30 protein-coding genes and 1 other RNA gene are annotated in these 23022 nt (G+C 67.9%); 16 read left to right on the forward strand and 15 right to left on the reverse strand.

Annotation, left to right across the window (positions count from 1 at the left end; translation table 11 throughout):
• The first annotated feature begins 112 nt into the window (after positions 1-112).
• The gene (locus OR37_RS04400; RefSeq protein ID WP_004616274.1) at positions 113-628 is read left to right on the forward strand and encodes a hypothetical protein; all 516 of its coding nucleotides are present in this window, start codon (positions 113-115) and stop codon (positions 626-628) included.
• The gene (locus OR37_RS21765) at positions 625-780 is read left to right on the forward strand and encodes a hypothetical protein (protein ID WP_165570570.1); all 156 of its coding nucleotides are present in this window, start codon (positions 625-627) and stop codon (positions 778-780) included. Before OR37_RS04400 ends, OR37_RS21765 begins: the two co-directional genes overlap by 4 nt.
• Positions 781-787: 7 nt before the next feature.
• On the opposite strand, the gene OR37_RS04405 is transcribed toward OR37_RS21765, so the two are convergent.
• The 6 genes from OR37_RS04405 to OR37_RS04430 form a co-directional block, all read right to left on the reverse strand.
• Entirely contained in the window at positions 788-1609 is an 822-nt protein-coding gene (locus tag OR37_RS04405; protein ID WP_004616275.1) for a TIGR00282 family metallophosphoesterase, read from the reverse strand.
• A gap of 22 nt (positions 1610-1631) precedes the next feature.
• Positions 1632-2240, reverse strand: coding sequence for a 5-formyltetrahydrofolate cyclo-ligase (locus tag OR37_RS04410; protein WP_004616277.1), 609 nt, complete (start codon positions 2238-2240; stop codon positions 1632-1634).
• 33 nt (positions 2241-2273) lie between these two features.
• Positions 2274-2435: non-coding RNA, 6S RNA (gene ssrS / locus OR37_RS20645), on the reverse strand.
• Between the two features lie 149 nt (positions 2436-2584).
• Positions 2585-3181 carry an NYN domain-containing protein gene (locus tag OR37_RS20925; protein WP_131368808.1) on the reverse strand — a complete coding sequence of 199 codons (597 nt, stop codon included), beginning with the start codon at positions 3179-3181 and terminating at the stop codon, positions 2585-2587.
• A 178-nt stretch (positions 3182-3359) separates the two neighbouring features.
• Complete coding sequence (locus OR37_RS04425) at positions 3360-3686, reverse strand: cell division protein ZapA (protein ID WP_004616280.1); 327 nt, start codon at positions 3684-3686, stop codon at positions 3360-3362.
• A gap of 3 nt (positions 3687-3689) precedes the next feature.
• Complete coding sequence (locus OR37_RS04430) at positions 3690-4121, reverse strand: hypothetical protein (protein WP_004616282.1); 432 nt, start codon at positions 4119-4121, stop codon at positions 3690-3692.
• A gap of 214 nt (positions 4122-4335) precedes the next feature.
• Between OR37_RS04430 and gap the strand changes: the two genes are divergently transcribed.
• From gap to OR37_RS04460, 6 genes are all read left to right on the forward strand, one after another.
• Complete coding sequence (gene gap / locus OR37_RS04435; protein ID WP_004616284.1) at positions 4336-5343, forward strand: type I glyceraldehyde-3-phosphate dehydrogenase; 1008 nt, start codon at positions 4336-4338, stop codon at positions 5341-5343.
• A 112-nt stretch (positions 5344-5455) separates the two neighbouring features.
• Positions 5456-5869 (forward strand): hypothetical protein, encoded by a 414-nt coding sequence (locus OR37_RS04440; protein ID WP_165570571.1) that lies wholly within the window; start codon positions 5456-5458, stop codon positions 5867-5869.
• Positions 5866-7056, forward strand: a complete 1191-nt coding sequence (locus OR37_RS04445) for a phosphoglycerate kinase (protein WP_004616289.1) — start codon at positions 5866-5868, stop codon at positions 7054-7056. The genes OR37_RS04440 and OR37_RS04445 overlap by 4 nt, the downstream gene beginning before the upstream one ends.
• Before the next feature lie 146 nt (positions 7057-7202).
• The gene (gene fba, locus OR37_RS04450; protein WP_004616291.1) at positions 7203-8294 is read left to right on the forward strand and encodes a class II fructose-bisphosphate aldolase; all 1092 of its coding nucleotides are present in this window, start codon (positions 7203-7205) and stop codon (positions 8292-8294) included.
• Positions 8295-8399: 105 nt separating this feature from the next.
• Positions 8400-9251 (forward strand): SDR family NAD(P)-dependent oxidoreductase, encoded by an 852-nt coding sequence (locus OR37_RS04455; protein ID WP_004616293.1) that lies wholly within the window; start codon positions 8400-8402, stop codon positions 9249-9251.
• A gap of 107 nt (positions 9252-9358) precedes the next feature.
• On the forward strand, positions 9359-10966 hold the full coding sequence (locus OR37_RS04460) for an FAD-dependent oxidoreductase (protein WP_004616296.1): 1608 nt from the start codon (positions 9359-9361) through the stop codon (positions 10964-10966).
• On the opposite strand, the gene OR37_RS04465 is transcribed toward OR37_RS04460, so the two are convergent.
• From OR37_RS04465 to OR37_RS04475, 3 genes are all read right to left on the reverse strand, one after another.
• Positions 10926-11591: an NrsF family protein gene (locus tag OR37_RS04465; protein ID WP_004616298.1), complete on the reverse strand. Its 666-nt coding sequence runs from the start codon at positions 11589-11591 to the stop codon at positions 10926-10928. The genes OR37_RS04460 and OR37_RS04465 overlap by 41 nt on opposite strands.
• A 133-nt stretch (positions 11592-11724) precedes the next feature.
• Complete coding sequence (gene nrsF, locus OR37_RS04470; RefSeq protein ID WP_004616300.1) at positions 11725-12369, reverse strand: anti-sigma-F factor NrsF; 645 nt, start codon at positions 12367-12369, stop codon at positions 11725-11727.
• Positions 12359-12862: a sigma-70 family RNA polymerase sigma factor gene (locus OR37_RS04475; protein WP_035016972.1), complete on the reverse strand. Its 504-nt coding sequence runs from the start codon at positions 12860-12862 to the stop codon at positions 12359-12361. Before OR37_RS04475 ends, nrsF begins: the two co-directional genes overlap by 11 nt.
• A gap of 222 nt (positions 12863-13084) precedes the next feature.
• Here OR37_RS04475 and OR37_RS04480 point away from each other — a divergent pair, with 222 nt between their 5' ends.
• The 4 genes from OR37_RS04480 to OR37_RS04495 all read left to right on the forward strand — a co-directional run bounded on the left by OR37_RS04480 (position 13085) and on the right by OR37_RS04495 (position 15479).
• Positions 13085-13375 carry a BufA1 family periplasmic bufferin-type metallophore gene (locus OR37_RS04480; RefSeq protein ID WP_004616304.1) on the forward strand — a complete coding sequence of 97 codons (291 nt, stop codon included), beginning with the start codon at positions 13085-13087 and terminating at the stop codon, positions 13373-13375.
• Between the two features lie 67 nt (positions 13376-13442).
• The gene (gene bufB / locus OR37_RS04485; RefSeq protein ID WP_004616306.1) at positions 13443-14273 is read left to right on the forward strand and encodes an MNIO family bufferin maturase; all 831 of its coding nucleotides are present in this window, start codon (positions 13443-13445) and stop codon (positions 14271-14273) included.
• Positions 14266-15030 carry an HvfC/BufC N-terminal domain-containing protein gene (locus OR37_RS04490; RefSeq protein ID WP_004616307.1) on the forward strand — a complete coding sequence of 255 codons (765 nt, stop codon included), beginning with the start codon at positions 14266-14268 and terminating at the stop codon, positions 15028-15030. The genes bufB and OR37_RS04490 overlap by 8 nt, the downstream gene beginning before the upstream one ends.
• A complete protein-coding gene (locus tag OR37_RS04495; RefSeq protein ID WP_004616309.1) occupies positions 15027-15479 on the forward strand; it encodes a DoxX family protein in 453 nt (150 codons plus the stop codon). Before OR37_RS04490 ends, OR37_RS04495 begins: the two co-directional genes overlap by 4 nt.
• Before the next feature lie 251 nt (positions 15480-15730).
• Here the strand turns inward: OR37_RS04495 and OR37_RS04500 are convergent, their stop codons facing one another.
• The 3 genes from OR37_RS04500 to OR37_RS04510 form a co-directional block, all read right to left on the reverse strand.
• Complete coding sequence (locus OR37_RS04500) at positions 15731-16306, reverse strand: tryptophan-rich sensory protein (protein ID WP_004616312.1); 576 nt, start codon at positions 16304-16306, stop codon at positions 15731-15733.
• Positions 16307-16556: 250 nt separating this feature from the next.
• Positions 16557-17036, reverse strand: a complete 480-nt coding sequence (gene bfr / locus OR37_RS04505) for a bacterioferritin (RefSeq protein WP_004616314.1) — start codon at positions 17034-17036, stop codon at positions 16557-16559.
• Positions 17037-17162: 126 nt separating this feature from the next.
• Entirely contained in the window at positions 17163-17348 is a 186-nt protein-coding gene (locus OR37_RS04510) for a (2Fe-2S)-binding protein (protein WP_004616316.1), read from the reverse strand.
• Between the two features lie 248 nt (positions 17349-17596).
• Here OR37_RS04510 and thiE point away from each other — a divergent pair, with 248 nt between their 5' ends.
• Positions 17597-18241, forward strand: a complete 645-nt coding sequence (gene thiE, locus OR37_RS04515) for a thiamine phosphate synthase (protein ID WP_035016952.1) — start codon at positions 17597-17599, stop codon at positions 18239-18241.
• Positions 18242-18324: 83 nt separating this feature from the next.
• Positions 18325-18744, forward strand: coding sequence for a hypothetical protein (locus tag OR37_RS04520; protein ID WP_004616319.1), 420 nt, complete (start codon positions 18325-18327; stop codon positions 18742-18744).
• 77 nt (positions 18745-18821) lie between these two features.
• Here OR37_RS04520 and OR37_RS04525 read toward each other — a convergent pair whose 3' ends face one another.
• Genes OR37_RS04525 through OR37_RS04535 form a run of 3 tightly spaced genes read right to left on the reverse strand, consistent with a single transcriptional unit; the run spans position 18822 to position 20618 of the window.
• Complete coding sequence (locus tag OR37_RS04525; protein WP_035016953.1) at positions 18822-19694, reverse strand: sigma-70 family RNA polymerase sigma factor; 873 nt, start codon at positions 19692-19694, stop codon at positions 18822-18824.
• A complete protein-coding gene (locus OR37_RS04530) occupies positions 19691-20230 on the reverse strand; it encodes a hypothetical protein (protein WP_004616322.1) in 540 nt (179 codons plus the stop codon). The genes OR37_RS04525 and OR37_RS04530 overlap by 4 nt, the downstream gene beginning before the upstream one ends.
• Before the next feature lies 1 nt (position 20231).
• The gene (locus tag OR37_RS04535; protein WP_004616324.1) at positions 20232-20618 is read right to left on the reverse strand and encodes a hypothetical protein; all 387 of its coding nucleotides are present in this window, start codon (positions 20616-20618) and stop codon (positions 20232-20234) included.
• 220 nt (positions 20619-20838) lie between these two features.
• Here OR37_RS04535 and OR37_RS04540 point away from each other — a divergent pair, with 220 nt between their 5' ends.
• Together OR37_RS04540 and OR37_RS04545 are read left to right on the forward strand one after the other, a co-directional pair.
• Positions 20839-21639: an inositol monophosphatase family protein gene (locus OR37_RS04540; protein ID WP_004616326.1), complete on the forward strand. Its 801-nt coding sequence runs from the start codon at positions 20839-20841 to the stop codon at positions 21637-21639.
• A gap of 200 nt (positions 21640-21839) precedes the next feature.
• Complete coding sequence (locus OR37_RS04545; RefSeq protein ID WP_004616328.1) at positions 21840-22910, forward strand: glycerophosphodiester phosphodiesterase; 1071 nt, start codon at positions 21840-21842, stop codon at positions 22908-22910.
• The last annotated feature ends 112 nt before the right edge of the window (positions 22911-23022 follow it).

Below are 23022 nucleotides of genomic sequence, written 5' to 3' on the forward strand. Positions count from 1 at the left end.
TGGACGGGGAGCCGCATCTGAAACCGCTTATCGTGACAGCCGCAAGCTTAGCTGTTGAATTTATCAACTTAAGGTTATATTTATAAAAGAGAATCAACCCTGAGGAATATCCGTGAAAATCAACCAGATTCCGGATCTCTACTGGGCCCAACTCCGACAGGTAAAGGCAGGCGCCATCTATTCGCGCCTGTATCGCAACCGCTTGTCGCGGAGGATCAAAGCGGTCGAATTGATAAAGGCCGCGGGCTCAAGCGGAGCCATAGCGGGTTGGGTGATTTGGAAAGACCTACCGTTGCTTTGGTCGGGCATTATCGCCGGAGCCCAACTGCTCGACGCGCTCAAGGGCGTATTTCCTTTCGCGAAGCTGCATCGGGCAGCGAGTGACCTGACCGTGGCGATGGAAACCATTTGGATCGACGCGGACGCGGAATGGACCGACATCTACGCGGGGCGTTTAACCGACCAAGACATCACCAAACGACTACAGAAGTTACGCAAGCTGGTTCTCCAGGCCGAAAATAAGCATTTCCCGGACGGCTTCGAATATGAAGCCAAACTGGCCGCGCTGGCGGAACAGGAGACAAAAAGCTACTTTAGGATCACTTACGAGAGCGAGGTGAAACCGTGAGACACGTGGATCGCAAGACCTCCGACCAGGATCGCCAGAAGTGGCCAGGATCCAGCTTCCCCGTGTTCAAGGTCGATGTGCCGATGCCGTCGGGCACCGCGCCCCCTCGATCCGCGCCCGAGGCGAAAAGCGATACGCCGCCAAAGCGCTGATTGCTCCTCAGACCGCCGGAACGGTTTCCTTCAGCCGCCCGCCCACGCGGATCGGCTCGACCCGCGTCGCCAGGCCCGTGCGGTCGTCGGTCTCGACGAACACGCCGCACACGGTCGCCGGGCCCGAGGCCGGCTGGTAGCGTCCGCCGCTGATCTTGGTGGTGAAGCGCCGCAGCGGCTCTTCCTTCTGGTTGCCGATCACGCTGTCATAGTCGGCGCAGGCGCCGGCGTCGGTCTGGTAGGCCGTGCCGCCCGGCAGGACCTGGCAGTCGGCGGTCGGGACGTGGGTGTGGGTGCCCACCACCAGCGAGGCGCGGCCGTCGCAATAGTGGCCCATGGCCATCTTCTCGGACGTCGCCTCGCAGTGCATGTCGACGATCACCGCGTCGGCCACCTGGCCCAGCGGGGCCTTGTCCAGCTCGCGGTCGACGGCGGCGAAGGGGTCGTCCATGGCGTCCATGTGCACCCGGCCCAGCAGGTTGACGACGAAGATCGTCTTGCCCGAGTCCGTCTGGAACAGGTGGCTGCCGCGCCCCGGGGCGTCTGACAGGATCGGATAGTTGGCCGGCCGGATCAGGCGCGGCTCGCGGACGATGTAGGTCAGGGCCTCGCGCTGGTCCCAGCTGTGATTGCCCAGCGTCAGGCAGTCGGCCCCGGCCTCGAATAGCTCGCGCGCGGTGTTCTCGGTGATGCCGAAGCCGGCGGCGGCGTTCTCGGCGTTGATGATCACGAACTCCAGGGAGAGCCGGCGGCGAAGATCGGGCAGATGGTCGGCCAGGCCGTCACGGCCCGACTTGCCGACGACATCGCCGAAGAAGGCGAAACGCATCGAAAGTCCTTAGGTCGAGCCGTCAGCGGCTCATGTCATTGACGGCGATATACTCTTTTTCCGTGAGGATGGCGTCCAGCCTTTGATCGTGCGCCTCGTGCGGCAAATTTTCCACCTGCTGGCCGCTGTAGGCGAGGCCCAGGACGAAGACGCGCTTCTTGGCCCGCAAGGCTTCCAGCGCCCGGTCGTAATAGCCGCCGCCCTGCCCCAACCGCGCGCCGTCGCGCTGAAAGGCCAGCAGCGGCGCGATCACCAGGTCCGGCTCCAGGGTCGGCTGCTCCGGCCGCGGCGCGCGCATCCCGATGACGTCCTGGACCAGGGGCTGGGCGGGGTCCCAGGCGCGGAACACCATATGCGTGGCCTCGGCGTCCTCGACGGCCGGCAGGGCCAGGGTCCAGCCGGTCGCGCGCAGGCGATCGGCCAGGATCAGCGGCGAGATCTCCGAGCCAAGGCCCTGATAGAGCGCCGCGACCTTGCCCTCGGGGTTCGGATAGAGGCGCGCCAGAACGTCCCGGCCGATCTCGGCGATCCGCTGGTCGGCGTCGGGATATCGCAGGGCCAGTTGCTTGCGCTGGGCGCGCAGGAAGACGCGCAGGGCGGTCTTGGCGGCGCTGGGATCGGCGAGGGTCATCGTCCGTCTATAGCGCGTTCGGGGAGAAAGGGTGGCGGCGCCGCGAAGAACCGTGAAGACGTTTCAATCCACTCGAACCTGGTAGCCAGGTGGGCGCCGTATTCCCGCGGCCACGGCCACGGGAGGGAACAGCTCCCAAGAGAGTCGATTAAGGTCCCTGGGATTAGAAATCTTCGACGAGAGCCGCAGCACGACCCGCCGTCACGCAAGATAGGGGTTCGCGGACGGGAACGCCAGGGGGCGTGGCGACGCGGAGCCGCCCGCCAAAGCCGCATATGAACATCGCGCTTGAGGCGGCGGCCGCGTCTAGCGCTTTAGATGGCTCCATCTAAAGCTAAATGGCTCTAAGGCGCGTCTCTAGCGATATCGTTGATGATGGTTGCGACAGCAGATCGCTCGTCACACATCTGATGCAGATCCCGGCTGGGCGCGTTTTGCGCGCCCGCGCCCATCGCGCCGTGCCATAGGTGAACCACGACACCTTCCTGCTTCACGACCTCAACGGCGGGGATGACGTCACTATCACCCGTGAAAATAGCTATGGACGTCACCTTTCCTTTGGCCGCCAGAAGCGCCATGTCGACGCCCAACATGAGATCAACGCGTTTTTGTTGGAAGATCGGCTGATTATTGGCGCCAATGCCCGCTTTGACCAGTTGGCCAAGACGCACCTCAAATCGAGGCAAATATTTCAAAGCATCTATAAATTTCTTTTTACGATCATAAACCGCCTTTTCTTCTTCCGACGGCGGATTGCTCTGATAAGGCAAGCAGTTATAATAGTAAGCGCGCAACAATGGTTCATCGCCCGCCATTTTCGTGGCGAGCTTGGCGTAGTCTATCCGAATTCCCGGATGTTCACGCTGAAGCACCTTCTCGATATAGCCAGCATCGAGAAAAACCGCACACGCCGCCATGCCAATCTCCAGGCCAGACGGCAAAAGAGCCGCCCAATGTGGACGGCCCTTCGAAATAAGTCTCTCGACGTTCGCTGAACGCCGAGGTCCATAAGTAAGGGATTTAATATACCCCTCACCGAGCCGATGTCAATCTAATATACCCTGGGTTTAATATGAAAAACAATAAATTTTAACGCGATTTCGAAGCGCAAGAGCGCCTCTACTCCCCCGCCAGCTTCTCGATCCGCTCGGACGCCGCGTCCAGCGCGCGGATGGCGGCGATCTCGGCCTTCGTGCCTTCCTGGTTCAGGCGGGCGATCTCGGCGTTGGCGTGGGCCAGGCGCAGCTTCATGTCCGACAGCTCGTCGGCCAGCAGCAGGGCGCCCATCAGGAAGAGGCGGGTCTCGCCCAGCTGGCCGACGTCCTGGCTGACCTGGCGCACCTGGCGGTCGAACAGGCGGGCCAATTCGGTCAGGTGCGGCTCCTGGCCGTCCTCGCAGCCGACGGTGTAGGGGCGGCCGTTCACCTGGATGGTCACCTGCGCCATCGATCAGCCCTCCCCTCGGCCGTCGGCCTTCGGCGCCGGCGACTTGGGGTCGTCGAACAGGTCCTGGTCCTCATCCGGCTCGGGCGAGACCACCTCGTCCTCGTCGTGCGCGTGGTCGTCATTGGCCACGCCCTCCTCGCCCAGGGCGGCGCGGATCTCGGCGATGGCGCGACCCAGGGCCACCGAGGCCTGCTCGCCGGCCTCCTCCAGCGCCTTCTCGCGCTCGCGGGCGGCTTCCAGGTCGGCGATCAGCCGCGCGCGCTCCTCGCTGTCGAACAGGCCCGGCTCGTCGGACGTCGCCGGCTTGGCGGCCGCCAGCGCGGCCAGGCGCTGGGCCTCGGCGGCCTTGGCCGCCAGGCGCAGTTCCAGAAGACCCATGGCGCGCTCCAGTCGGCGCACGGCCAGGTCGAGAGCCGTACCATCGGCCGGGATCATCGGCGGATTTCCATCATATAACGCAACATATAGATCGAGCCGGTCTAAGCCAGTCGTCGGGGCGAGATTGGGGCGACCCGACCCCATAGCAGCATTCATCGGACAGGTCCCGGTTTCTCGCCTCTTGACTTCGCGCCTATCCCCCGCAAAACGCGCACGCAATTAGGAAACGCCGGACGAACCCGATCCGGCGGCCGCAACAGGAGAAAGACCCATGGCTCTTCGCGTCGCCATCAACGGCTTCGGCCGCATCGGACGTCTGGTCCTGCGCTCCATCGCCGAGCATGGCCGCCGCGACATCGAGGTCGTCGCGATCAACGACCTGGGCCCGGTCGAGACCAACGCCCACCTGCTGCGCTACGACAGCGTCCATGGCCGCTTCCCCGGCGTCGTCACCTCGGGCGAGGACTGGATCGACGTCGGCATGGGCAAGATCAAGGTCACGGCCATCCGCAATCCGGAAGAGCTGCCGCACAAGGACCTCGGCGTCGACATCGCCTTCGAGTGCACCGGCATCTTCACCGCCAAGGACAAGGCCAGCGCCCACCTGAAGGCCGGCGCCAAGCGCGTGCTGGTCTCGGCCCCCGCCGACGGCGCCGACAAGACCATCGTCTACAAGGTCAACCACGAGACCCTGACCGCCGACGACATCGTCGTCTCGAACGGTTCGTGCACCACCAACGCCCTGGCCCCCGTCGCCAAGGTCCTGCACGACCTGTTCGGCATCGAGCGCGGCTACATGACCACGATCCACAGCTACACCGGCGACCAGCCGACGCTGGACACCATGCACAAGGACCTCTACCGCGCCCGCGCCGCGGCCTTGAGCATGATCCCGACCTCGACCGGCGCCGCAAAGGCCCTGGGCCTGGTCTTGCCGGAACTGAAGGGCAAGCTGGACGGCTCGTCGATCCGCGTGCCGACCCCGAACGTCTCGGTCGTCGACCTGAAGGTGGTCGCCGCGCGCGACACCACCGTCGCCGAGATCAACGCCGCCCTGCAGGCCGCCGCCGACGGTCCGATGAAGGGCGTCCTGGCCACGACGACCGATCCGCTGGTCTCGTCGGACCTGAACCACATCGCCGCCAGCTCGACCGCCGCCCTGCCGCAAACGCAGGTCATCGAAGGCAAGCTGGCCCGCGTGCTCAGCTGGTACGACAACGAGTGGGGCTTCGCGACGCGCATGAGCGACACGGCGCTCGAGATGGCGAAGTTCCTGTAAGCCAATGACCGCCGCCAGAACCCTTCTTCTGGCGGCGGCCGTGGTCGTAGGGCTGACCGGCGCGATCTTACTCTGGCCCGCCCTGACGCGATCCACGCAACCACGTGGGCTGATGCAGGTCGCGCTGGGCCACTATGCCGGCGCGCCTCAGCTCAAGCCTTTCGCCTCTCAGGTGGAAGGGCCGCAGGGCGAAAGGCGTCAGCGGCTTTTCGGCGTCGCCGAGCCGCAAGCCCGGAAATTGCTGTCGGCCTGCTCGATCGACGCCTGGAAGCATGTCAGCACGCTGCGCGCGCCCGCCGATGGCGACCCGAAGGATGGCGAAAGGCTATTCCACCTTTGGGTTTGCGAGCGCACTGACGGCAAGCTAATGGCCGCCGAGCTCTGGAGACCGCACATGGGCGTCGACGGCGTCTATTTCGCCGCGTGCGCTCCGACCGTATGCCCTTCGTACCCGCAGGCCTTCCCAGAAATCCGGGCCTGGCTGGGCGACACCTTCGAACCCGTAGCCGAGAGGCCTCCGCAATGACCTTCCGCACCCTCGACACCGCCGATCTCGCCGGCAAGCGCGCCCTGGTCCGGGTGGACTTCAACGTGCCGGTCGATGGCGGCAAGGTCGCCGACGACACTCGCCTGCGCGCGGCCCTGCCGACCATCGCCTACCTGTCCAAGCAAGGCGCCAAGGTGGTGCTGCTGGCCCACTTCGACCGCCCCAAGGGCAAGGTCGTGCCGGAAATGAGCCTGGGCTTCGTGGCCGAGCCTCTGTCGAAGCTGCTGGAGCAGCCGGTGGCCTTCGCCGGCGACTGCGTCGGCCCGGCCGCCGCCGAAGTGGTCAACGGCCTCGCCGACGGCGGCGTCGCCCTGCTGGAGAACGTCCGCTTCCACGCCGGCGAAGAGAAGAACGATCCCGACTTCGCCAAGGCCCTGGCCGCCAATGGCGACGTCTATGTCAACGACGCCTTCAGCGCCGCCCACCGCGCCCACGCCTCGACCGAGGGCCTGGCCCACCTGCTGCCGGCCTATCCGGGCCTGTCGATGCAACGCGAGCTGGAAGCCCTGGACGCGGCCCTGGGCAAGCCGAAGAAGCCGGTGATCGGCATCGTCGGCGGCTCCAAGGTCTCGACCAAGCTTGATTTGCTGCGCAACCTGGTGGCCAAGCTGGACTACCTGGCCATCGGCGGCGGCATGGCCAACACCTTCCTGTACGCGGCCAAGATCGACGTCGGCGCCTCGCTGTGCGAGCCCGACATGGCCGAGACCGCCCGCCAGATCATCGACCTGGCCGGCAGCGCCGGCTGCAAGCTGCTGCTGCCGACCGACGTCGTCGTGGCCCAGGAGGTCAAGCCGGGCGTCGCGTCCAGCGTTCGCAACGTCTACGAGGTCCAGCCCGAGGACCGCATCCTCGACGCCGGTCCCGAGACCGTCGCCACGCTGAACGCCACGATCGACCAATGCGAGACCCTGATCTGGAACGGTCCGCTGGGCGTCTTCGAGGTCCCGCCTTTCGATAAGGCCACCGTTTCGGCGGCGGAACATGTCTCGGAACGCGCCAAATCGGGTAAGCTGGTCGCCGTGGCCGGCGGCGGCGACACGGTGGCGGCGCTGAACCACGCCGGCGTCGCGGCCGACATGACCTTCGTCTCGACCGCCGGCGGCGCGTTCCTGGAATGGATGGAAGGCAAGGTCCTTCCCGGCGTCGCGGCGCTGGAACAATAAGATTATGACTTCGGCTGGCGCGGATCGTGCAGATTCGCGTTCAGCACGTGCCATACTGAATGACCCAGGGCAGAGAACGCAAAAGCGTCACGGCCCCAACAACAAGAAACGACTAAACCTTACTTCACGCTTGCAGGAGAAACGACGTGGCTCGCATTACGCTGCGACAGTTGCTGGATCATGCCGCCGAGCATGACTACGCGCTGCCCGCCTTCAACATCAACAACATGGAACAGGGTCTGGCGATCATGGAGGCGGCCGAGGCCGTCAATTCGCCGGTCATCATCCAGGCCTCGCGCGGCGCGCGCAGCTACGCCAACGACGTCGTCCTGGCTCGCCTGATCGACGCCCTGGTCGAGCTCTATCCGAACATCCCGGTCTGTATGCACCAGGACCACGGCAACGGTCCGGCGACCTGCGCCACGGCGATCCAGTACGGCTTCACCTCGGTGATGATGGACGGCTCGCTGATGGAGGACGCCAAGACCCCGGCGACCTACGAGTACAATGTCGAGGTCACCCGCAAGGTGGTCCAGATGGCCCACAGCTGCGGCGTTTCGGTCGAGGGCGAGCTGGGCGTGCTGGGCTCGCTGGAAACCGGCATGGGCGAGGCCGAGGACGGCCACGGCTTCGAGGGCAAGCTCAGCCACGACGAACTGCTGACCGATCCGGACCAGGCCGTCGAGTTCGTGCAGGCCACCGGCGTCGACGCCCTGGCCATCGCCATGGGCACCAGCCACGGCGCCTACAAGTTCACGCGCAAGCCGGACGGCGACGTCCTGGCCATGAACGTGATCGAGGAAATCCACCAGCGCCTGCCCAACACCCACCTGGTCATGCACGGCAGCTCGTCGGTGCCGCAGGAGCTGCAGGACATCATCAACCAGTACGGCGGCGACATGCCCCAGACCTGGGGCGTGCCGGTCGAGGAAATCCAGCGCGGCATCAAGCACGGCGTGCGCAAGGTCAATGTCGACACCGACAACCGCCTGGCCATCACCGGCGCGATCCGCAAGGTGCTGATGGAAAAGCCCGCCGAGTTCGACCCGCGCGCCTATCTCAAGCCCGCCAAGGAAGCCATGCGCAAGGTCTGCGCGGCCCGCTTCACCGAGTTCGGCTCGGCCGGCTGGGCCGACAAGATCAAGCCGCTGTCGATGGCGACCATGGCCAAGCGCTACGCCGCCGGCGAGCTGAACGCCAAGTTCGGCGCCGGCGCGGCCAAGGCCGCCGCCGAATAGGCGCTTAAGCCAAACCGACGAAAGGCCCCTCGGATCGCTCCGGGGGGCCTTTTGCGTTCGGGGCCGATGGCTATAGTCACCGCGTCGCGGCGCGCGCGGGGGACGATGACTGAGCCTTCTGAAGCTTCCGGTTTCGTCCGTCCGCTGGCCCTGGTCACCGGCGCCTCCTCCGGCATCGGCGAGGCTTTCGCCCGCGCCTTGGCGGCGCGAGGCTGCGACCTGGCCCTGAGCGCCCGCCGCGTCGACCGGCTGGAGGCCCTGGCCGCCGAGCTTTCCGCCCGCCATGGCGTCCAGGCCTTCGCGGTTCCCGCCGACCTGGCGGTTCTCGACGCCCACGAGGGGCTGCTGGCCGCCATCGCCGCGCGGGGCCGCCATGTCGACATCCTGGTCAACAACGCCGGTTTCTCGATCGCCCAGAGCTTCACCGACGTTCCGTGGAGCAAGCAGCGCGACTTCCTGCTGACGCTGGTGGTCAACGCCTGCGGCCTGGCCCATGCGGTGATCCCCGGCATGGCCGCGCGCGGCCGGGGGCGGATCGTCAACATCGCCTCGCTGGCGGCCTTCGCCCCCGGCGTGGCGGGCCACACCCTCTATCCCGGCGCCAAGAGCCTGATGGTCAAGCTGTCCCAGGCCCTGGACGCCGAGTACCGCGCCGCCGGCGTCAAGGTCACCGCCGTCTGCCCCGGCTTCACCCTGACCGAGTTCGCCCACGCCAACGGCACCGACAAGGTGATGGCCGAGGCGCCGCGGCGGCTTTTCCAGACCGCGGCCCAGGTCGCCGAGGCCGGGCTGAAGGCCAATGACGCTGGCCGCGTCGTGGTCATTCCCGGCTGGTGGAACGCCCTGGCCGTTGCCCTGATGCGCCTGATCCCCGAAGGCCTGGTCCGCGCCATCCTGATGCGCGGCTCGGCCAAATATCACCTCGCCGCCGACGAGAGCCCTTTCCGATCTGATTGACCCAATCAGATCGGATAAAAAGGGCTCTCTTTCAAAAGCTTAGAGCATTTTTCGATTCGATAACCGTTCCACACTTATCGGAAAATGCTCTAGACGGAGCCGACGACATGGCCAATCACTTCGACATCGTGATCATCGGCTCCGGCGCGGGCGGGGCGACCCTGGCCCAAAGGCTTGCCCCAACCGGAAAGTCGATCCTGATCCTGGAGCGCGGCGACCACCTGCCGCGCGAGGCCGAGAACTGGAGCCCCAAGGCGGTCTTCATCCAGCGCCGCTATCGCACCCAGGACCGCTGGTTCGACAAGCACGGCCATCCGTTCACGCCCAACACCCACTATTGGGTAGGCGGCAACACCAGCTTCTACGGCGCGGCCCTGATGCGGATGCGCGCGCGGGACTTCACCGAGGTCCAGCACGCGGGCGGGATCTCGCCGGCCTGGCCGATCAGCCTGACGGACCTGGCCCCCTACTACACCGAGGCCGAGCGCCTGTGGCAGGTGCACGGCACGCGCGGCGAGGACCCGACCGAGAACGGCGACGAGCCGCCCTATTTCTATCCCGCCGTCCAGCACGACGCCGGGGTGGCGGCGCTGAAGGGCCATTGGGAGACCCAAGGCTGGCGGCCGTTCTCGCTGCCGCTGGGGGTCAAGCTGGATCAGGCCCGGCCCGTGACCTCGACCTGCATCAAGTGCAAGACCTGCGGCGGCTATCCGTGCCTGCTGCGCGCCAAGTCCGACGCCCGCACCCTGGCCGTCGAGCCGCTGCTGGACATGCCCAACGTCACCCTGCTGCCCGGCCGCAAGGTGCTGCGCCTGGAGACCGACGGGCCGGGCAAGAGCGTCACCGACGTGGTCTGCCAGACCGAGCACGGCGAGGAGCGCTGGCGCGGCGACATCGTGGTGCTGGCGGCCGGCGCGGCCAACACCGCCGTGATCCTGCTGGCCTCGGCCAACGCCGCCCATCCGAACGGCCTGGCCAACGGCTCGGACCAGGTCGGCCGCAACTACATGTTCCACAACTCGTCGGCCATGGTCAGCGTCACCGCGGCGCGGCAGTCGGTGACCTTCCCCAAGACCCTGGCGGTCAACGACTTCTATTACGGCGACCCCAAGGGCGGCTACGACCTGCCGATGGGCCATATCCAGCTGCTGGAATACATGTCCGGCCAAACGCTGGAGGGCCAGGTCGAGGACTGGCTCCCGCCGGCCCTGGTGCCCGACCCGCTGGCGGGCGCGGCGGCCGAGCGGATGCTGTCGATGCTGGTCATTTCCGAGGATCTGCCCTCGCCCGACAACCGGGTGCGGGTCGACGGAAACGGCAAGATCTCATTGGACTACACCTTCTCGAACCTCGAGGGGCATGACCGGCTGGTGAAGATCCTTCGCCAGTCGCTGGACGGCTTCGTCGACCACGCCCACCCGATCTCGCAGCACCATTTCCAGGTCGACTCGCTGCTGCCGCTCTACGGCACGGCCCACCAGTGCGGCACGACGCGGTTCGGGGCCGATCCGGCCAGCTCGGTGCTGGACCGCGACTGCAAGGCCCACGAGCTGGACAATCTCTATGTGGTCGACACCAGCTTCTTCGTGTCGTCGAACGCGGTGAACCCCACCCTGACGACGGTGGCCAACGCCATGCGCGTCGGCGACCATCTGATCGCCCGGCTGGGCGCCTCTATTCCGGGGCCAGCGGCCGGCGGCGCGCCAGCAGGCTGACCGCGCCGGCCCCCAGGGCGCCGGTGATCAGCAGGGCCAGGGTGAACCAAGGGCCGACGAAGGCGAAGGTGGTTCGTCCGCAGTGCAGGATATCCACCGCGCCGGCGATCCCGCCGCAGAAAAGGCCGCAGGCCAGGCCCGTAAGCGCCGGCCGCTCCAGGTCGACGTCTCGCAGACCGACCAGGACCAGGGTCAGCATCGGCGCGGCGATGACCAGGATGTCGCCCAGGCAGGTCGCGCCTTCGGACCACGGTTGCACCAGAAGGCCCAGGCGGCGCGCCGCGAGGGCCTGGATGGCGGCGGCCAGCAACATCGCGCAGGCGGGCGCGGCGGCGGCGGCCACGGCCGCGCCTCCGCCCGTTCTCCCCCTGGCCAGCGCCGTGGCCCCGATCAGCCCGCACACCGCGACGCAGACCGGATAGATCGCCTTGATCCAGAAGGACGCGTGCTGGACCGCCATGCCCAGATCGGGTCGCAGTCCGAACCAGGCCAGCACCATCAGGATCCCGGCCAGGGCGCCGGCGGCGCCGACCTCGGCCAGGCGCCAGGGCAAGGTGGCCGAGGACCAGATCGATGCGCCCCAGGGCGAGACGGCCGCCGAAACGGCGGTCTCCTTGCTGGTCAAATGCCCCCCCGGGTGCGAACGAAACGAACCAACCCGTCGCGCCTTGTTCGCGAGAGGCGGCCGAACTTTCAAAGACCGAGAGGCTGTTTGTCAATCCACCGGAGATGGCGCGAGCGCGCGGCGATCGGGACGCCTACCAGCGCAGCGCCCAGCGGCCGAGCAAGCCGCCCAGCGCCGCCACCAGCAGCACCCCGAGGCTGTACCACAGGGCCACGAAGGTGAAGGTGTTCTCGGGGCAATGCAGGCCATAGATGGTCGCCGCCGCGCCGCCCGCGAACAGACCCATCGCGAAGCCCGCCTGCGCCGGTCGGGTCGGCGCCATGCCGCGCACGGCCCACAGGCCCAGCGCCAACATCGGAATCCCCAGGGCCAGGATGTTGACGCTGCACACGTGCCAGGAGTGGCCGCGCATCAGGTGCAGCGCGACCAGGATACTGGGGCTCGTCATCATCTGAATGGTTCCCGCCAATATGAAGAGGCCCAGCGCCGCCCCGGCCAGCATCCAGCCGCGCCGGCCCGAGCCCGCCGGACGTCCCAGGCGCTCGATCGCCAGATAGCCGCCCAGGCCCAGCAGCCCGGTATAGACCGCCTTCGTCCAGAACATGCCGCCCCGCATGGCCTCGCTCAGGTCGGGGCGCATCCGCAGCCAGGTCAGCACCATCAGCAGCGCCACGAGGCCGCCGCCGACCAGGGTCACGCCCAGGCGTCGGCGCGGGGCCAGGCCCGGCGCGGGGCCGGCGTCGGCGGCCAGGGCGTCGATCAGGTCGTCAGTCCGCACGGCGCATCCTTTCGGCCAGGGCCTTCAGCGCCCGGTGGAGCGCGACCTTGGCCGCCCCTTCCGAAATGCCCGCCCGCGCCCCGGCCTCGGCCAGGCTCAGCCCCGTCAGCTTGACGTCGGAGACCAGGATCCGCTGCCGGTCCGGCAGGCTGGCCAGGGCTCGATCCAGCTCCAGGCCGACGCTGGGCTCCGGCTCTTCGGCGGCCAGGAATTCGATGTGATCCTCGATCGGCAGGGTCTGGCGCACCTTTCGCCGGCGCCAGTGGTCGATCAGCTTGTAGCGCGCCACGGCATGAGCCCAGGCGGTGAACGATTGGGACGCGTCCCAGGTCGACCGCTTGAGATGCACCGCCAGCAGCGTCTCCTGCACAAGATCCTCCACATCGCCGGGCGCGCCGGACATCCGTCGCGCGAAATAGGCGCGAAGCCGAACGCCCAGGACAGCCAGACACTCGCGGTAGGCGGCGGCGTCGCCGTCCAGCCCGCGCAGCATCAGCGCCTTCAACCGGATTTCGATATCCACGCCTGCCCCTATTCGCGCGCGATGGCCGAATGGTTACACCGCGTCGCGCATCGCCGGAACCGGCCTCGGCGGCCCGCCCAAAATTTTGTTCGCCGACCCGTGTAACCTTCGCCGGCGTCGCTTCGTAATCCCTCTCGACCGGGCGGCGAGGACCGCCGCTCCGGCGAGAAACGCCTCGAAGGAGAACCCCAAATGACCCGCACCACCGCCACCGCCGCCCTCGCCGCCGTCTTCGCCCTGTCGGCCGGCGTCTCGATCGCCTCGGCCGACGACATGAAGGCCAAGGGCGGCAAGGCCGAGATGGAAAAGTGCTACGGCGTGGCCAAGGCCGGCCAGAACGACTGCAAGGCGGGCGCCGGCACCAGCTGCGCCGGCACCTCGAAGGCCGACTACCAAGGCAACGCCTGGAAGAACGTCGCCAAGGGGACCTGCGTCACCATCAAGACCCCGAACGGCATGGGCTCGCTGACGCCGAAGGCCTGATCTCAAATCCCAGGGTTCCGATCTTCCCGGCGTTCGCCGGGAAGGTCGGACGTTGAGAGTCTCGAAGATGACCCCGACCGCCGGCCTCGGCCTCAAGTCCCAGCATTACGACGACGCCGTCGCGTGCGACGCGGCCGGGCTCTGGTTCGAGGTTCACCCCGAGAACTACATGTCGGCCGGCGGTCCGCGTCTCGCGGCCCTGGAAGCCGTTCGCGCCCGCCATCCCTTGTCGCTGCACGGCGTGGGCCTGTCCCTGGCCGCCGACGCCAATCCCGACCGCCAGCACCTGGCGGCGCTGAAGGCCCTGGTCGACCGCTTCGAACCGTTCGTGGTGTCCGAGCACCTGGCCTGGTCGACCCATCGCGGCGCGCACCAACCCGACCTCCTGCCCTTTCCCCGCTCCCGCGCGGCCCTGGTCCGCATCGCCGACAATATCGGCCGAACCCAGGACGCGCTGGCGCGCCGCGTGCTGATCGAGAACCCCTCGCTGTATCTGCCGCTGAAGGGACACGACCTGGACGAGGTCGATTTCCTGAAGGCCCTGGTCGCGGCCACCGGCTGCGGCCTGCTGGTCGACGTCAACAACGTCTTCGTCAGCGCCCGCAATCTCGGCTATTCGGCCGAGGCCTATGTGGACGCCCTGCCGGCCGAGGCGATCGGCGAGATCCACCTGGCCGGCCACGGTCTGGACGAGGGCGGTTCGGGCCTGCTGATCGACACCCACGGCGCGCCGGTGGCCGAGCCGGTCTGGGCGCTGTACCGCCGGCTGGTCCGCCGCGTCGGCCCGCGCCCGACCCTGATCGAGCGCGACGACGACATTCCCGCCTTCCAGGTCCTGATGGCCGAGCGCGACCGCGCCGCTAGCGAGCTGGCCGCGCTGGAGGCCGTCGGTGTCTGAACTGCTCGATTTCCAGGACGCCTTCGTCGCCGCGCTGGACGGCGCGCCCGAGGGGCTGTCGCCCTGGCTGGGCCCCGACGCGGGGCTGGCCGGCCTGACCGTCTATCGCAACACCATCGCCAAGGGCTGTGTCGACGCCCTGGCCGCCAATTTCCCGACCGTGCTGTCGATGGTCGGCGAGGAGTGGTTCCGCGCCGCCGCCGCGCTCTTCGCCCGCGAAGCGCCGCCGGCCAGCGCCGCCTTGCAGGGCTATGGCGAGGCGTTTCCGGCCTGGCTGGGCCGCTTTCCGCCGGCCGAGGCGCTGCCCTACCTCGCCGGGGTCGCCCACCTGGACCGGCTCTGGACCGAGGCCCTGTTCGCCGCCGAGGCGCCGACCCTGTCGGCCGAGGCGCTGGCGGGCCTCGCGCCCCAGGCGCTGGCGGAAGGCCGGCTGGCGCTGCATCCCAGCGTCCGCTTCGCCGCCTTCGAGGCCGGCCTGCCGAGTCTGTGGTCGGCGGCCCGCGCGGGCGAAACCGAGCTGGACCTGCCCGCCCGCGCCGAGGCGCTGCTGTGCCGGCGCCGCGACGGCGTCGTGGCGCACCGCGTGATCGGCGAGGCCGAAACCGAATTCCTGCGGGCCTGCCGTGACGGCCAGCCCCTGGCTCAGGCCGCCGAGCGCGCGGCCCTGGCCGACCCCGATGTCTCCGTCGCGTCCCTCTTCGCCGCCCTGATCGCCGACGGCGTGTTCGGCGGCCTCAACCTGGAAACCGCTCGATGACCGCCCAAACCCTGTCGCTCCGCCTGCCCTTCGAACGCTTCGCTCAACTGGCCCAGAAGGTGCTGACCGAAGACGTCCTGACCTTGATCACGCGCCTGGGCGTGGCCGCGATCTTCTTCGAGTCGGGTCGCACCAAGGTGGACGGTATCCTGCACATCAAGGACAGCACCTATTCGCTGTTCGAGACCGAGTATCACGTGCCCCTGCTGCCACCGGCCGTGGCCGCCCACGCGGCGACCTATTCGGAGCATCTGTTCTCGATCCTGCTGGTGCTGGGCCTGTTCACGCGCCTGTCGGCCCTGGCCTTCCTGGGCATGACGGCGGTGATCGAGATCTTCGTCTATCCCGACGCCTGGCCGACCCATCTGTCGTGGGCGGGCCTGCTGCTGTTCCTGATCGCCCGCGGCGGCGGCCGGTTCAGCCTGGACCGGGTGCTGAAGATCCCCTGACCTCTCCCCAACCGATTTCCCCGGCGAACGCCGGGGCCCAGATCGTTAGGCTCCGAGGTTGATGCAAAGACGCTCGCGATTCTGTCCGGAACGCGGGCGCTCTTGCATCTGGACCCCGGCGTTCGCCGGGGAGATCGGATAAGAATAACTAGAGCGCGTTGGGTTTAAGCGAGAGCGGCCAAACCGCCCGAACGCGCTCTAAGTATTTGAATATAAATTCTGTTTATCTGGTTTAGACGACTTTATCTAAACTAGTGGATCGTCGGCGCGCGCGGGACGGGCTTGCGCCACAGCTGGGCGGTCAGAGCGTTGGCCACGCCTAGCCAGCCCAGGTCCGGGGCCGAGCCGCCGCCGACCTTGCGCGCCTCGATGGCGTAGGCCGCCGAGGCCGCCAGCGAGGCCGTGGCCGCGCCCAGCTGTCCGCCGACCCGCCGCGCGCCCAGGCCCAGCCACAGGGCGTTGAAGCCCTGCACCAGGCTCCAGATGGTCAGGGCGCGGGTGCGGGCCGGGCTGGACGGCGCGTTCCAGGTGCGCAGGCCCGACAGGGTCATGGCGATGAACAGCGGCGGCAGCAGCAGGCTGGTCAGCGGCTTGGGCTGATGGGCCACCGGCTCGTGCATCTCGGCGAACTCGACGGCGTACATGTCGTCGTCCAGCGCCTTCTCGTGGCGGCGGCCCATGATCACCGCCGCCAGGATCGCGCCGCTGGCCAGGGCCGCGCCGACCGCGATCTGGCTGACCGGGTGGAAGTCCTTCCGCTGCTCGAGCTCGAACGCTTCGCGGCCGGCCAGAGCGCGCTCGCGCGACTTTCCGTGGGCGATGTGCATGGCGGAACTCCCTCTTGAACTCGAACAGGTCAAACAGCCCAGCTGGTCCTTGGTTCCAGCCATGCCGCGACCGCGTCGTATCATGGGCCCGACCGGCGTTCCGCGCCAAGATCAAACTCGGCGCGGAGGTCTCGATCTCGCGCCGGCGAACCCGCGACCTGACGTCGCGCCGGCCGACCCGACAGGCTCTAAATCAAACATTTAGAGCGTGATAACCGCCGAAACCGCTCACACTTTCGGCTATCACGCTCTACGACGGCAGCTCGCCCATGGCCGATTGGAGGTAGTTGGCTTCGCCCAGCGACTTCACCAGCGACAGCTGGGTCTCCAAGAAGTCGATATGCTCCTCGGTGTCGCTGAGGATCTCGCGCAGCAGCTCGCGGCTGACATAGTCGCGGGCCTGCTCACACTGGACGATGCCGGGGATCAGGGTCTCGCGGCCGGCCAGCTCAACCTGCAGGTCGCTGTTCAGGCACTCGGGAACGGTCTCGCCGATCTTCAGCTTGTGCAGGTCCTGAAGGTTCGGAAGGCCTTCCAGGAACAGGATGCGATTGATCAGCATGTCGGCGTGCTTCATCTCGCCGATGGATTCGTCGTAGGTGATCTTGCCCAGGCGCTTGAAGCCCCAGTTGTCGTACATCCGGGCGTGCAGGAAGTACTGATTGACCGCCGTCAGCTCGTTGGTGAGCACCGCGTTGAGCAATCGGATGATGCCGGGATCGCCCTGCATGGCGGCCTCCTGAGGTCTTGAGGGATTCGTCGTCCAGGCGACCCTGGGCCAAGCCGAACGCGGCTTCAACCTCCATGGCGCGACGAAACCGCTGGGCGCGCCGAAAATCCTAAGGAATACGGCGCCTTATTCGGCGGCGAAGGCCAGGGCCTCGCGGCTCTCCTGGATCATCTGGCGCATCTCGCACACGCACTTGGCGCATTGGGCCTGGCAGCCCCGGGCGCGGAAGATCTCGGCCGGGCGCGTGGCGCCGGCCTCGATGGCCGCGCGGACCTCGCGCTCGCGGATGCCGTTGCAGTTGCAGACGTACAAGAAAGAACGCCCTACCGAATGAGTTTCATTCTCATCTAGCTGAACGCGCGGCATCTTGCAAGTGACTCTCATTGCGATGGGCGAAAGGCCGCAATGCGCCCCCTCCGTCTCGTCGCTGCGCGCCGATCCACCTCCCCCGCTACGCGAGGGAGGATGACGCTTGTTCCTCCTCACCCGCATCGCGGGGGATGTGGCGCGATGCGGATACGCATCGTGACGGAGGGGGCGCTCGTGCTATGCCCCACCCCATGACGCTCGACTGCCGCCTCTATCTGATCACCCCGCCCGCCCTGCCCGACCTCGCCGGCTTCGGCCGACAGCTGGCCCAGGCGCTGGAGGGCGGCGACGTGGCCGCCTTGCAGATCCGGCTGAAGGACGTTCCAGACGACGTGATCAGAGCCGCCGTCGATGCGCTGGCGCCGATCGCCCAGGCCCGCGACGTGGCGGTGATCCTCAACGACCGTCCCGACCTGGCCGCGCGCCTGCCGGTCGACGGCGTTCATGTCGGCCAGTCGGACATGGCCTATCGCGACGCCCGCAAGCTGATGGGCGAGCGCATGGTCGGCGTCACCTGTCACGACAGCCGGCACCTGGCCATGGAGGCCGCCGAGGCCGGGGCCGACTACGTCGCGTTCGGCGCCTTCTTTCCGACGACGACCAAGAACGCCCCCACCACCGCCGAGCCCGAGATCCTGACCATCTGGCAGGAGACCATGGAGACCCCCTGCGTGGCGATCGGCGGGATCACCGCCGCCAACGCCGCCGGCCTGGCGACCGCCGGGGCCGACTTCCTGGCGGTCTCGGCCGGGGTCTGGGGCCATCCGGACGGTCCCGCCGCCGCCGTCGCGGCCCTCAACGCCGCCATCGCCGAGGGCCTGTCCGCGCGCGCCTGAGCGTCGCGTAACGGCGATATTGTGACGCGCCGCACACAGGCCTAGCTTGCTCCCCAGCGAACAGAAACGGGGGAGGACGCGACATGAAGCGACTCGGAGTGTGTTTGCTTAGCGTAAGCCTGGGCGCGTCGGCCCTGGCTCTGGCGGGCGGCGCGGCCGCCGAGACCTGGAAGCTGGCGCCCGGCGAGACCAAGACCTACTACGACGCGGACTTCACCCGCGTGGACGAGGCCTCGGGCCTGGTCGTGACCCGCATCGCCGAAGGCAAGGCCAACGGCCCTTACAAGGCCTGGCCGGCCGGCAAGGGGCCCATCCTGCTCTTCGCCCTGGACTGCGCGGCCAACAAGTGGATGGACCTGGGCATGGACTTCGACGGGACCAAGGGCCTGCCCAAGGGCTGGCGCAAGGAACCCAAGGTCGACGACATCTCCGGCGCCGTCGGCAAGGCCGGCAAGCTGGCCTGCGAGACCAAGGACAGCCTGCCGAAGGTGGCGCTGCCTTAGGAGGCCGCGTGGCCTAAGGCGCGCTGGGTTTAAGTGTGAGCGGTCAAGCCGCTCGAACGCGCGCTCAATATTTGACTCTAGAGCCCGTCGAGGCCGGAGAGCTTCTCGGGATTGCGCATCGTATAGACCGCGGCGATCCGGCCGTCCTCGATCTCCAGGCTCATGGTCTGGAAGACGACGCCGTCGGCGGCCAGCACCAGGCCTGGCTGGCCGTTGACGCGCGCCAGCCGCGCGGTCGTCCCCGCCGGGGGCGGCCACTTGCGGCGCACTCCCAAGATCAGGGCGATGGCCCTGGCCGCGCCCTTCACCGGGTTGAGGGTAGCGTTGACCTTGCCGCCGCCGTCGGCGTGCAGGACGACGTCCTCGGTCAGCAGCCCCCGCAGCGCGACCTCGTCGCCGTTGAACACCGCGTCGAGGAAGGCGGTCGTCAGCCTCCGCTCCTCGTCGACGCTGGGGGCATGGCGCGGGCGGTCGCGGCGCACGTGCGCGCGGGCCCGGGCGGCCAGCTGGCGGCAAGCGGTCTCGGTGCGTCCCAAGGCCGAGGCGATCTCGGCGAAGGGCGTGTCGAAGACGTCGTGCAGCAGGAAGGCCGCCCGCTCCAGCGGGGTCAGCCGCTCCAGGGCCAGCAGGAAAGCCACCGAGAGATCGGCGTCGCCGCCGGCCTCGAAATCGGGCTCGACCACCGGCTCGGGCAGCCACTCGCCGACATAGACCTCGCGCCGGGCGCGGGCCGACTTCAGCCGGTCCAGGGCCAGGCGGGTGACGACGCGATTTAAGTATGCGTCGGGCGACTCGACCGTGTCGGCATCGACCTTGCGCCAGCGCAGCCAGGCGTCCTGCACCACATCCTCGGCCTCGGCCCGCGAGCCCAGCATTCGGTAGGCCAAGCCGGTCATGGCCGGCCTGCGGGCCTCGAAGATCGCGTCCGCCCCAAAAGACCTTGGCGTCATGCCCGCACCACCGCCGCCTCGCCGCCGACCCGCACGCGCGAGCAGGTCTTGCCGTGCCCCATGGCGTACTTGATCGTGGGATAAACCCGCGCGGCCGCCATGGCGAGCGCGATGGCGGCCAGCCCCTTGGGCCCCCAGCGCTCCAGCACCGCGTCGCGCAGCGGGTCGGTGGTCGCCATGTCGCGGGCCAGCGAGGCGTTGGCGAAGCGGTGGACCAGGCTAGCGTCCGGCCCCATCCGGTCGTGGTCGCCGGCCAGGATGCCGCGCAGCGTCTCGGCCGGCACGCGAGCCTCCTCCCCCAGCTTCACGGCGATCTGCAGGCAGGGCCCGCAGTCCTCGGCCATGGTCGCGACGATCCGCGCCGCCGCCAGGGCCGCCGGAGGCGCGCCCTCCTCGAACCCCGCCAGGGTCAGCACGCCTTGGAAGGCCCGCAGCGCCCTGGGACTGGCCTCCAGAAGGTCGCGAATATAGGTCGCGTCGTAGTCGTAGCGCTTCTCGAACCGATCGATCGCGGCCTTCATGATCGCCTTCAGCATCTCAGACCTCCTGGGATCGGAAGGCGACGACCGCCAGCCAGACGCTCAGCAGGGTGGGCAGGAAGACGCCCGGAAAGTCGCGGGCCAAAAGCGGCCACGGCGTTCCGCTTCCGCAGAAGGGCGTGATCAGATGAATGGCGGCGTGGACGGCCTGGAAGGTCGCGGCGACCACCACCGCCCCGGCGTGACGGCGAAGGTCCAGCGCGCCCAGCAGCGTCCCGACGCCGCAGGTCAGGTAGGCCGCGCCGATGTCGCGCACGAAGTGGTCGTTGAACGCCCCGGTCTGAATGACCCCGGGAATGGTCAGGTACCAGGGATAGGGCGCGGTCAGCATCACCAGACCGTTGCCCAGGAACAAGACCGTCAAAGCTATCGCGACCCAGCGCATCCTCTCGCCTCCGAAGTGGTTTCGACGACAGGACGAGACACCTTCGGCCGGCGTGACACGGGTCGGCGAAAATCGGCGTTAAGCCTCGCGAATCCGCCCAACTTGCTTTCCCGCCTGTGGACGACTAGGTTCCGCGCCCGTTCTTTCACACCGTCGACCTACCGCTCCGCCGCCGGACGTTCCGGCGGGCGTCGACGGCTTCATTCGAGGATAGCCGACCGTGCCCACGCCTTCCGCCCTCCTGAACGTCATGATCGACGCGGCCCGGAAGGCCGCCCGCGGCCTGGCCCGCGACTTCGGCGAGGTCACGGAACTGCAGGTCTCCAAGAAAGGCGCGGCCGACTTCGTCACCAACGCCGACCTGAAGGCCGAACAGACCCTGTTCGAGATCCTGACCAAGGCCCGCCCGGGCTATGGCTTCCTCGGCGAGGAGCGCGGCATGGTCGAGGGCACCGACAAGACCCACACCTGGATCGTCGACCCGCTGGACGGCACCACCAACTTCATGCACGCCATCCCGCACTTCGCGGTCAACATCGCCCTGCAGCGCGAGGGCGAGGGCGTGGTGGCCGGCGTCACCTACAACCCGATCACCAACGACCTCTTTTGGGTCGAAAAGGGCAAGGGCGCGTTCCTGGGCGCGGAAAAGCGCCTGCGCGTCGCCGCCCGCCGGAACCTCGAGGAGAGCGTCCTGGCCACGGGCGTGCCGTTCGCCGGCAAGCCCGGCCACGGCCAGTTCCTGAAGGAGCTGCATCAGGTCAGCCAGAAGGTCGCCGGCGTGCGCCGCTTCGGCGCCGCGTCGCTCGACCTGGCCTGGGTCGCGGCCGGCCGCTTCGACGCCTACTGGGAGCGCAACCTCCAGCCCTGGGACGTCGCCGCCGGCGTGCTGATGGTCCAGGAGTCGGGCGGCAAGGTCACCACGATCGACGAGAACGACCACGACGTCGTGGCCGGCAAGTCGATCCTGGCTAGCAACCAGGACCTCTATCCGCAGATCCTGGAGCGGCTGCGGGCGGCTTGATCGGCTCAACGCGCTCAAAATACATCGTCATCCCGCGCCTTGTGCGCGGGACCCATTTATCCGCCGCAAGTGCGGAGATCATTCTCCCTTCCATGTGAGAGCTGAACCATGGGTCCCGCGCATAAAGCGCGGGATGACGGTTTAAAACGGTGCTAGGCAGGCTAGCCAAACCGTCACATCCGCGCGCTAAATCGCGCGCCATGACCCTGCTCACCCGTCGCGCCCTGACCACCGCCGCCCTCGCCGGCACCTTCCTGCCCGGCCTCGCCCGCGCCCAGGCCAAGAAGCCCCTGATCATCGGCCATCGCGGCTGCAGCGGCGAGCGGCCCGAGCACACGGCCCTCAGCTACGAACGCGCCATCGACCAGGGCGCGGACTTCATCGAGCCCGATCTGGTGCCGACCAAGGACGGCCACCTGGTCGTGCGTCACGAGAACGAGATCGGCGGCACGACCAACGTCGCCAGCCATCCCGAATTCGCCAGCCGCAAGACCACCAAGGTCATCGACGGCCAGCGGATCACCGGCTGGTTCACCGAGGATTTCACCCTGGCCGAGCTGAAGACCCTGCGCTGCCGCGAGCGGCTGCCGCAGCTGCGTCCGGCCAGCGCGGCCTTCGACGGCCAGGCCCAGATCCTGACCTACGAGGAGATGGTCGCCATCGCCAAGGCCGGGACCCAGCGCACCGGCCGGGTGATCGGCACCTATCCCGAGCTGAAGCACCCGACCTATTTCGCCTCGATCGGCCTGCCCACCGAGGACCGCCTGGTGGCCAAGCTGAAGGCCCTGGACCTGAACTCGGCGACCGCGCCGGTCTTCGTCCAGTGCTTCGAGGTCGGCACGCTGAAGCGCCTGCGGGCCAAGACCCCCGCGCGCCTGGTGTTCCTGGTCGCCGGCGAGGGCGGCCCGGCCGACCTGCCGAACGTCAAATACGCCGACCTGGTCACCGCCCAGGGCCTGAAGGAGGTCGCGGTCTATGCCGACGGCCTCGGCCCGGAAAAGACCATGGTCATCCCGCAGAACGCCGACACGCTGCTGCCGGCCACGGACCTTGTGAAGAACGCCCACGCCGCCGGCCTGGTCGTCCACCCGTGGACCGTGCGGGCCGAGAACTTCTTCCTGCCCGCGTCCCTGCGCAAGGGCGACCCGAAGGACCCGGCCTATCTGGCGACCCAGGGCGACGTGACCCCGCTGTTCAAGGCGCTGTACGCCGCCGGGGTCGACGGGATCTTCAGCGACTTCCCCGGCATGGCCGCCGCCGCGCGCGGTTGACCGAACCGCGTTCTTCGCGAGACAATCGGCGGGCTTTCGGGGGACTGACCACATGCGTCGCGGCGCTGCTGGCCTCTGGAGATCGCCAGCCTCTGACCCGCCCCTTGCGGAA

Origin of the sequence: Caulobacter vibrioides OR37, from assembly GCF_000372645.1 — a bacterium.
Lineage (GTDB): Bacteria > Pseudomonadota > Alphaproteobacteria > Caulobacterales > Caulobacteraceae > Caulobacter > Caulobacter vibrioides_E.

Bases quoted from the DNA above. Each gene is read 5' to 3' on its own strand.
- OR37_RS04460 (WP_004616296.1), top strand. From the start codon at position 9,359: ATGGCCAATCACTTCGACATCGTGATCATCGGCTCCGGCGCGGGCGGG.
- OR37_RS04440 (WP_165570571.1), top strand. From the start codon at position 5,456: ATGCAGGTCGCGCTGGGCCACTATGCCGGCGCGCCTCAGCTCAAGCCT.
- bufB (WP_004616306.1), top strand. From the start codon at position 13,443: ATGACCCCGACCGCCGGCCTCGGCCTCAAGTCCCAGCATTACGACGAC.
- bfr (WP_004616314.1), bottom strand. From the start codon at position 17,036: ATGCAGGGCGATCCCGGCATCATCCGATTGCTCAACGCGGTGCTCACC.
- gap (WP_004616284.1), top strand. From the start codon at position 4,336: ATGGCTCTTCGCGTCGCCATCAACGGCTTCGGCCGCATCGGACGTCTG.
- OR37_RS04520 (WP_004616319.1), top strand. From the start codon at position 18,325: ATGAAGCGACTCGGAGTGTGTTTGCTTAGCGTAAGCCTGGGCGCGTCG.
- OR37_RS04545 (WP_004616328.1), top strand. From the start codon at position 21,840: ATGACCCTGCTCACCCGTCGCGCCCTGACCACCGCCGCCCTCGCCGGC.
- thiE (WP_035016952.1), top strand. From the start codon at position 17,597: ATGACGCTCGACTGCCGCCTCTATCTGATCACCCCGCCCGCCCTGCCC.
- OR37_RS04455 (WP_004616293.1), top strand. From the start codon at position 8,400: ATGACTGAGCCTTCTGAAGCTTCCGGTTTCGTCCGTCCGCTGGCCCTG.
- OR37_RS04535 (WP_004616324.1), bottom strand. From the start codon at position 20,618: ATGCGCTGGGTCGCGATAGCTTTGACGGTCTTGTTCCTGGGCAACGGT.
- OR37_RS04410 (WP_004616277.1), bottom strand. From the start codon at position 2,240: ATGACCCTCGCCGATCCCAGCGCCGCCAAGACCGCCCTGCGCGTCTTC.
- OR37_RS04480 (WP_004616304.1), top strand. From the start codon at position 13,085: ATGACCCGCACCACCGCCACCGCCGCCCTCGCCGCCGTCTTCGCCCTG.
- OR37_RS04530 (WP_004616322.1), bottom strand. From the start codon at position 20,230: ATGCTGAAGGCGATCATGAAGGCCGCGATCGATCGGTTCGAGAAGCGC.
- OR37_RS04430 (WP_004616282.1), bottom strand. From the start codon at position 4,121: ATGATCCCGGCCGATGGTACGGCTCTCGACCTGGCCGTGCGCCGACTG.
- OR37_RS04445 (WP_004616289.1), top strand. From the start codon at position 5,866: ATGACCTTCCGCACCCTCGACACCGCCGATCTCGCCGGCAAGCGCGCC.
- OR37_RS04425 (WP_004616280.1), bottom strand. From the start codon at position 3,686: ATGGCGCAGGTGACCATCCAGGTGAACGGCCGCCCCTACACCGTCGGC.
- OR37_RS04475 (WP_035016972.1), bottom strand. From the start codon at position 12,862: ATGCTGCGCGGGCTGGACGGCGACGCCGCCGCCTACCGCGAGTGTCTG.
- OR37_RS04495 (WP_004616309.1), top strand. From the start codon at position 15,027: ATGACCGCCCAAACCCTGTCGCTCCGCCTGCCCTTCGAACGCTTCGCT.
- OR37_RS04525 (WP_035016953.1), bottom strand. From the start codon at position 19,694: ATGACGCCAAGGTCTTTTGGGGCGGACGCGATCTTCGAGGCCCGCAGG.
- OR37_RS04500 (WP_004616312.1), bottom strand. From the start codon at position 16,306: ATGCACATCGCCCACGGAAAGTCGCGCGAGCGCGCTCTGGCCGGCCGC.
- OR37_RS04405 (WP_004616275.1), bottom strand. From the start codon at position 1,609: ATGCGTTTCGCCTTCTTCGGCGATGTCGTCGGCAAGTCGGGCCGTGAC.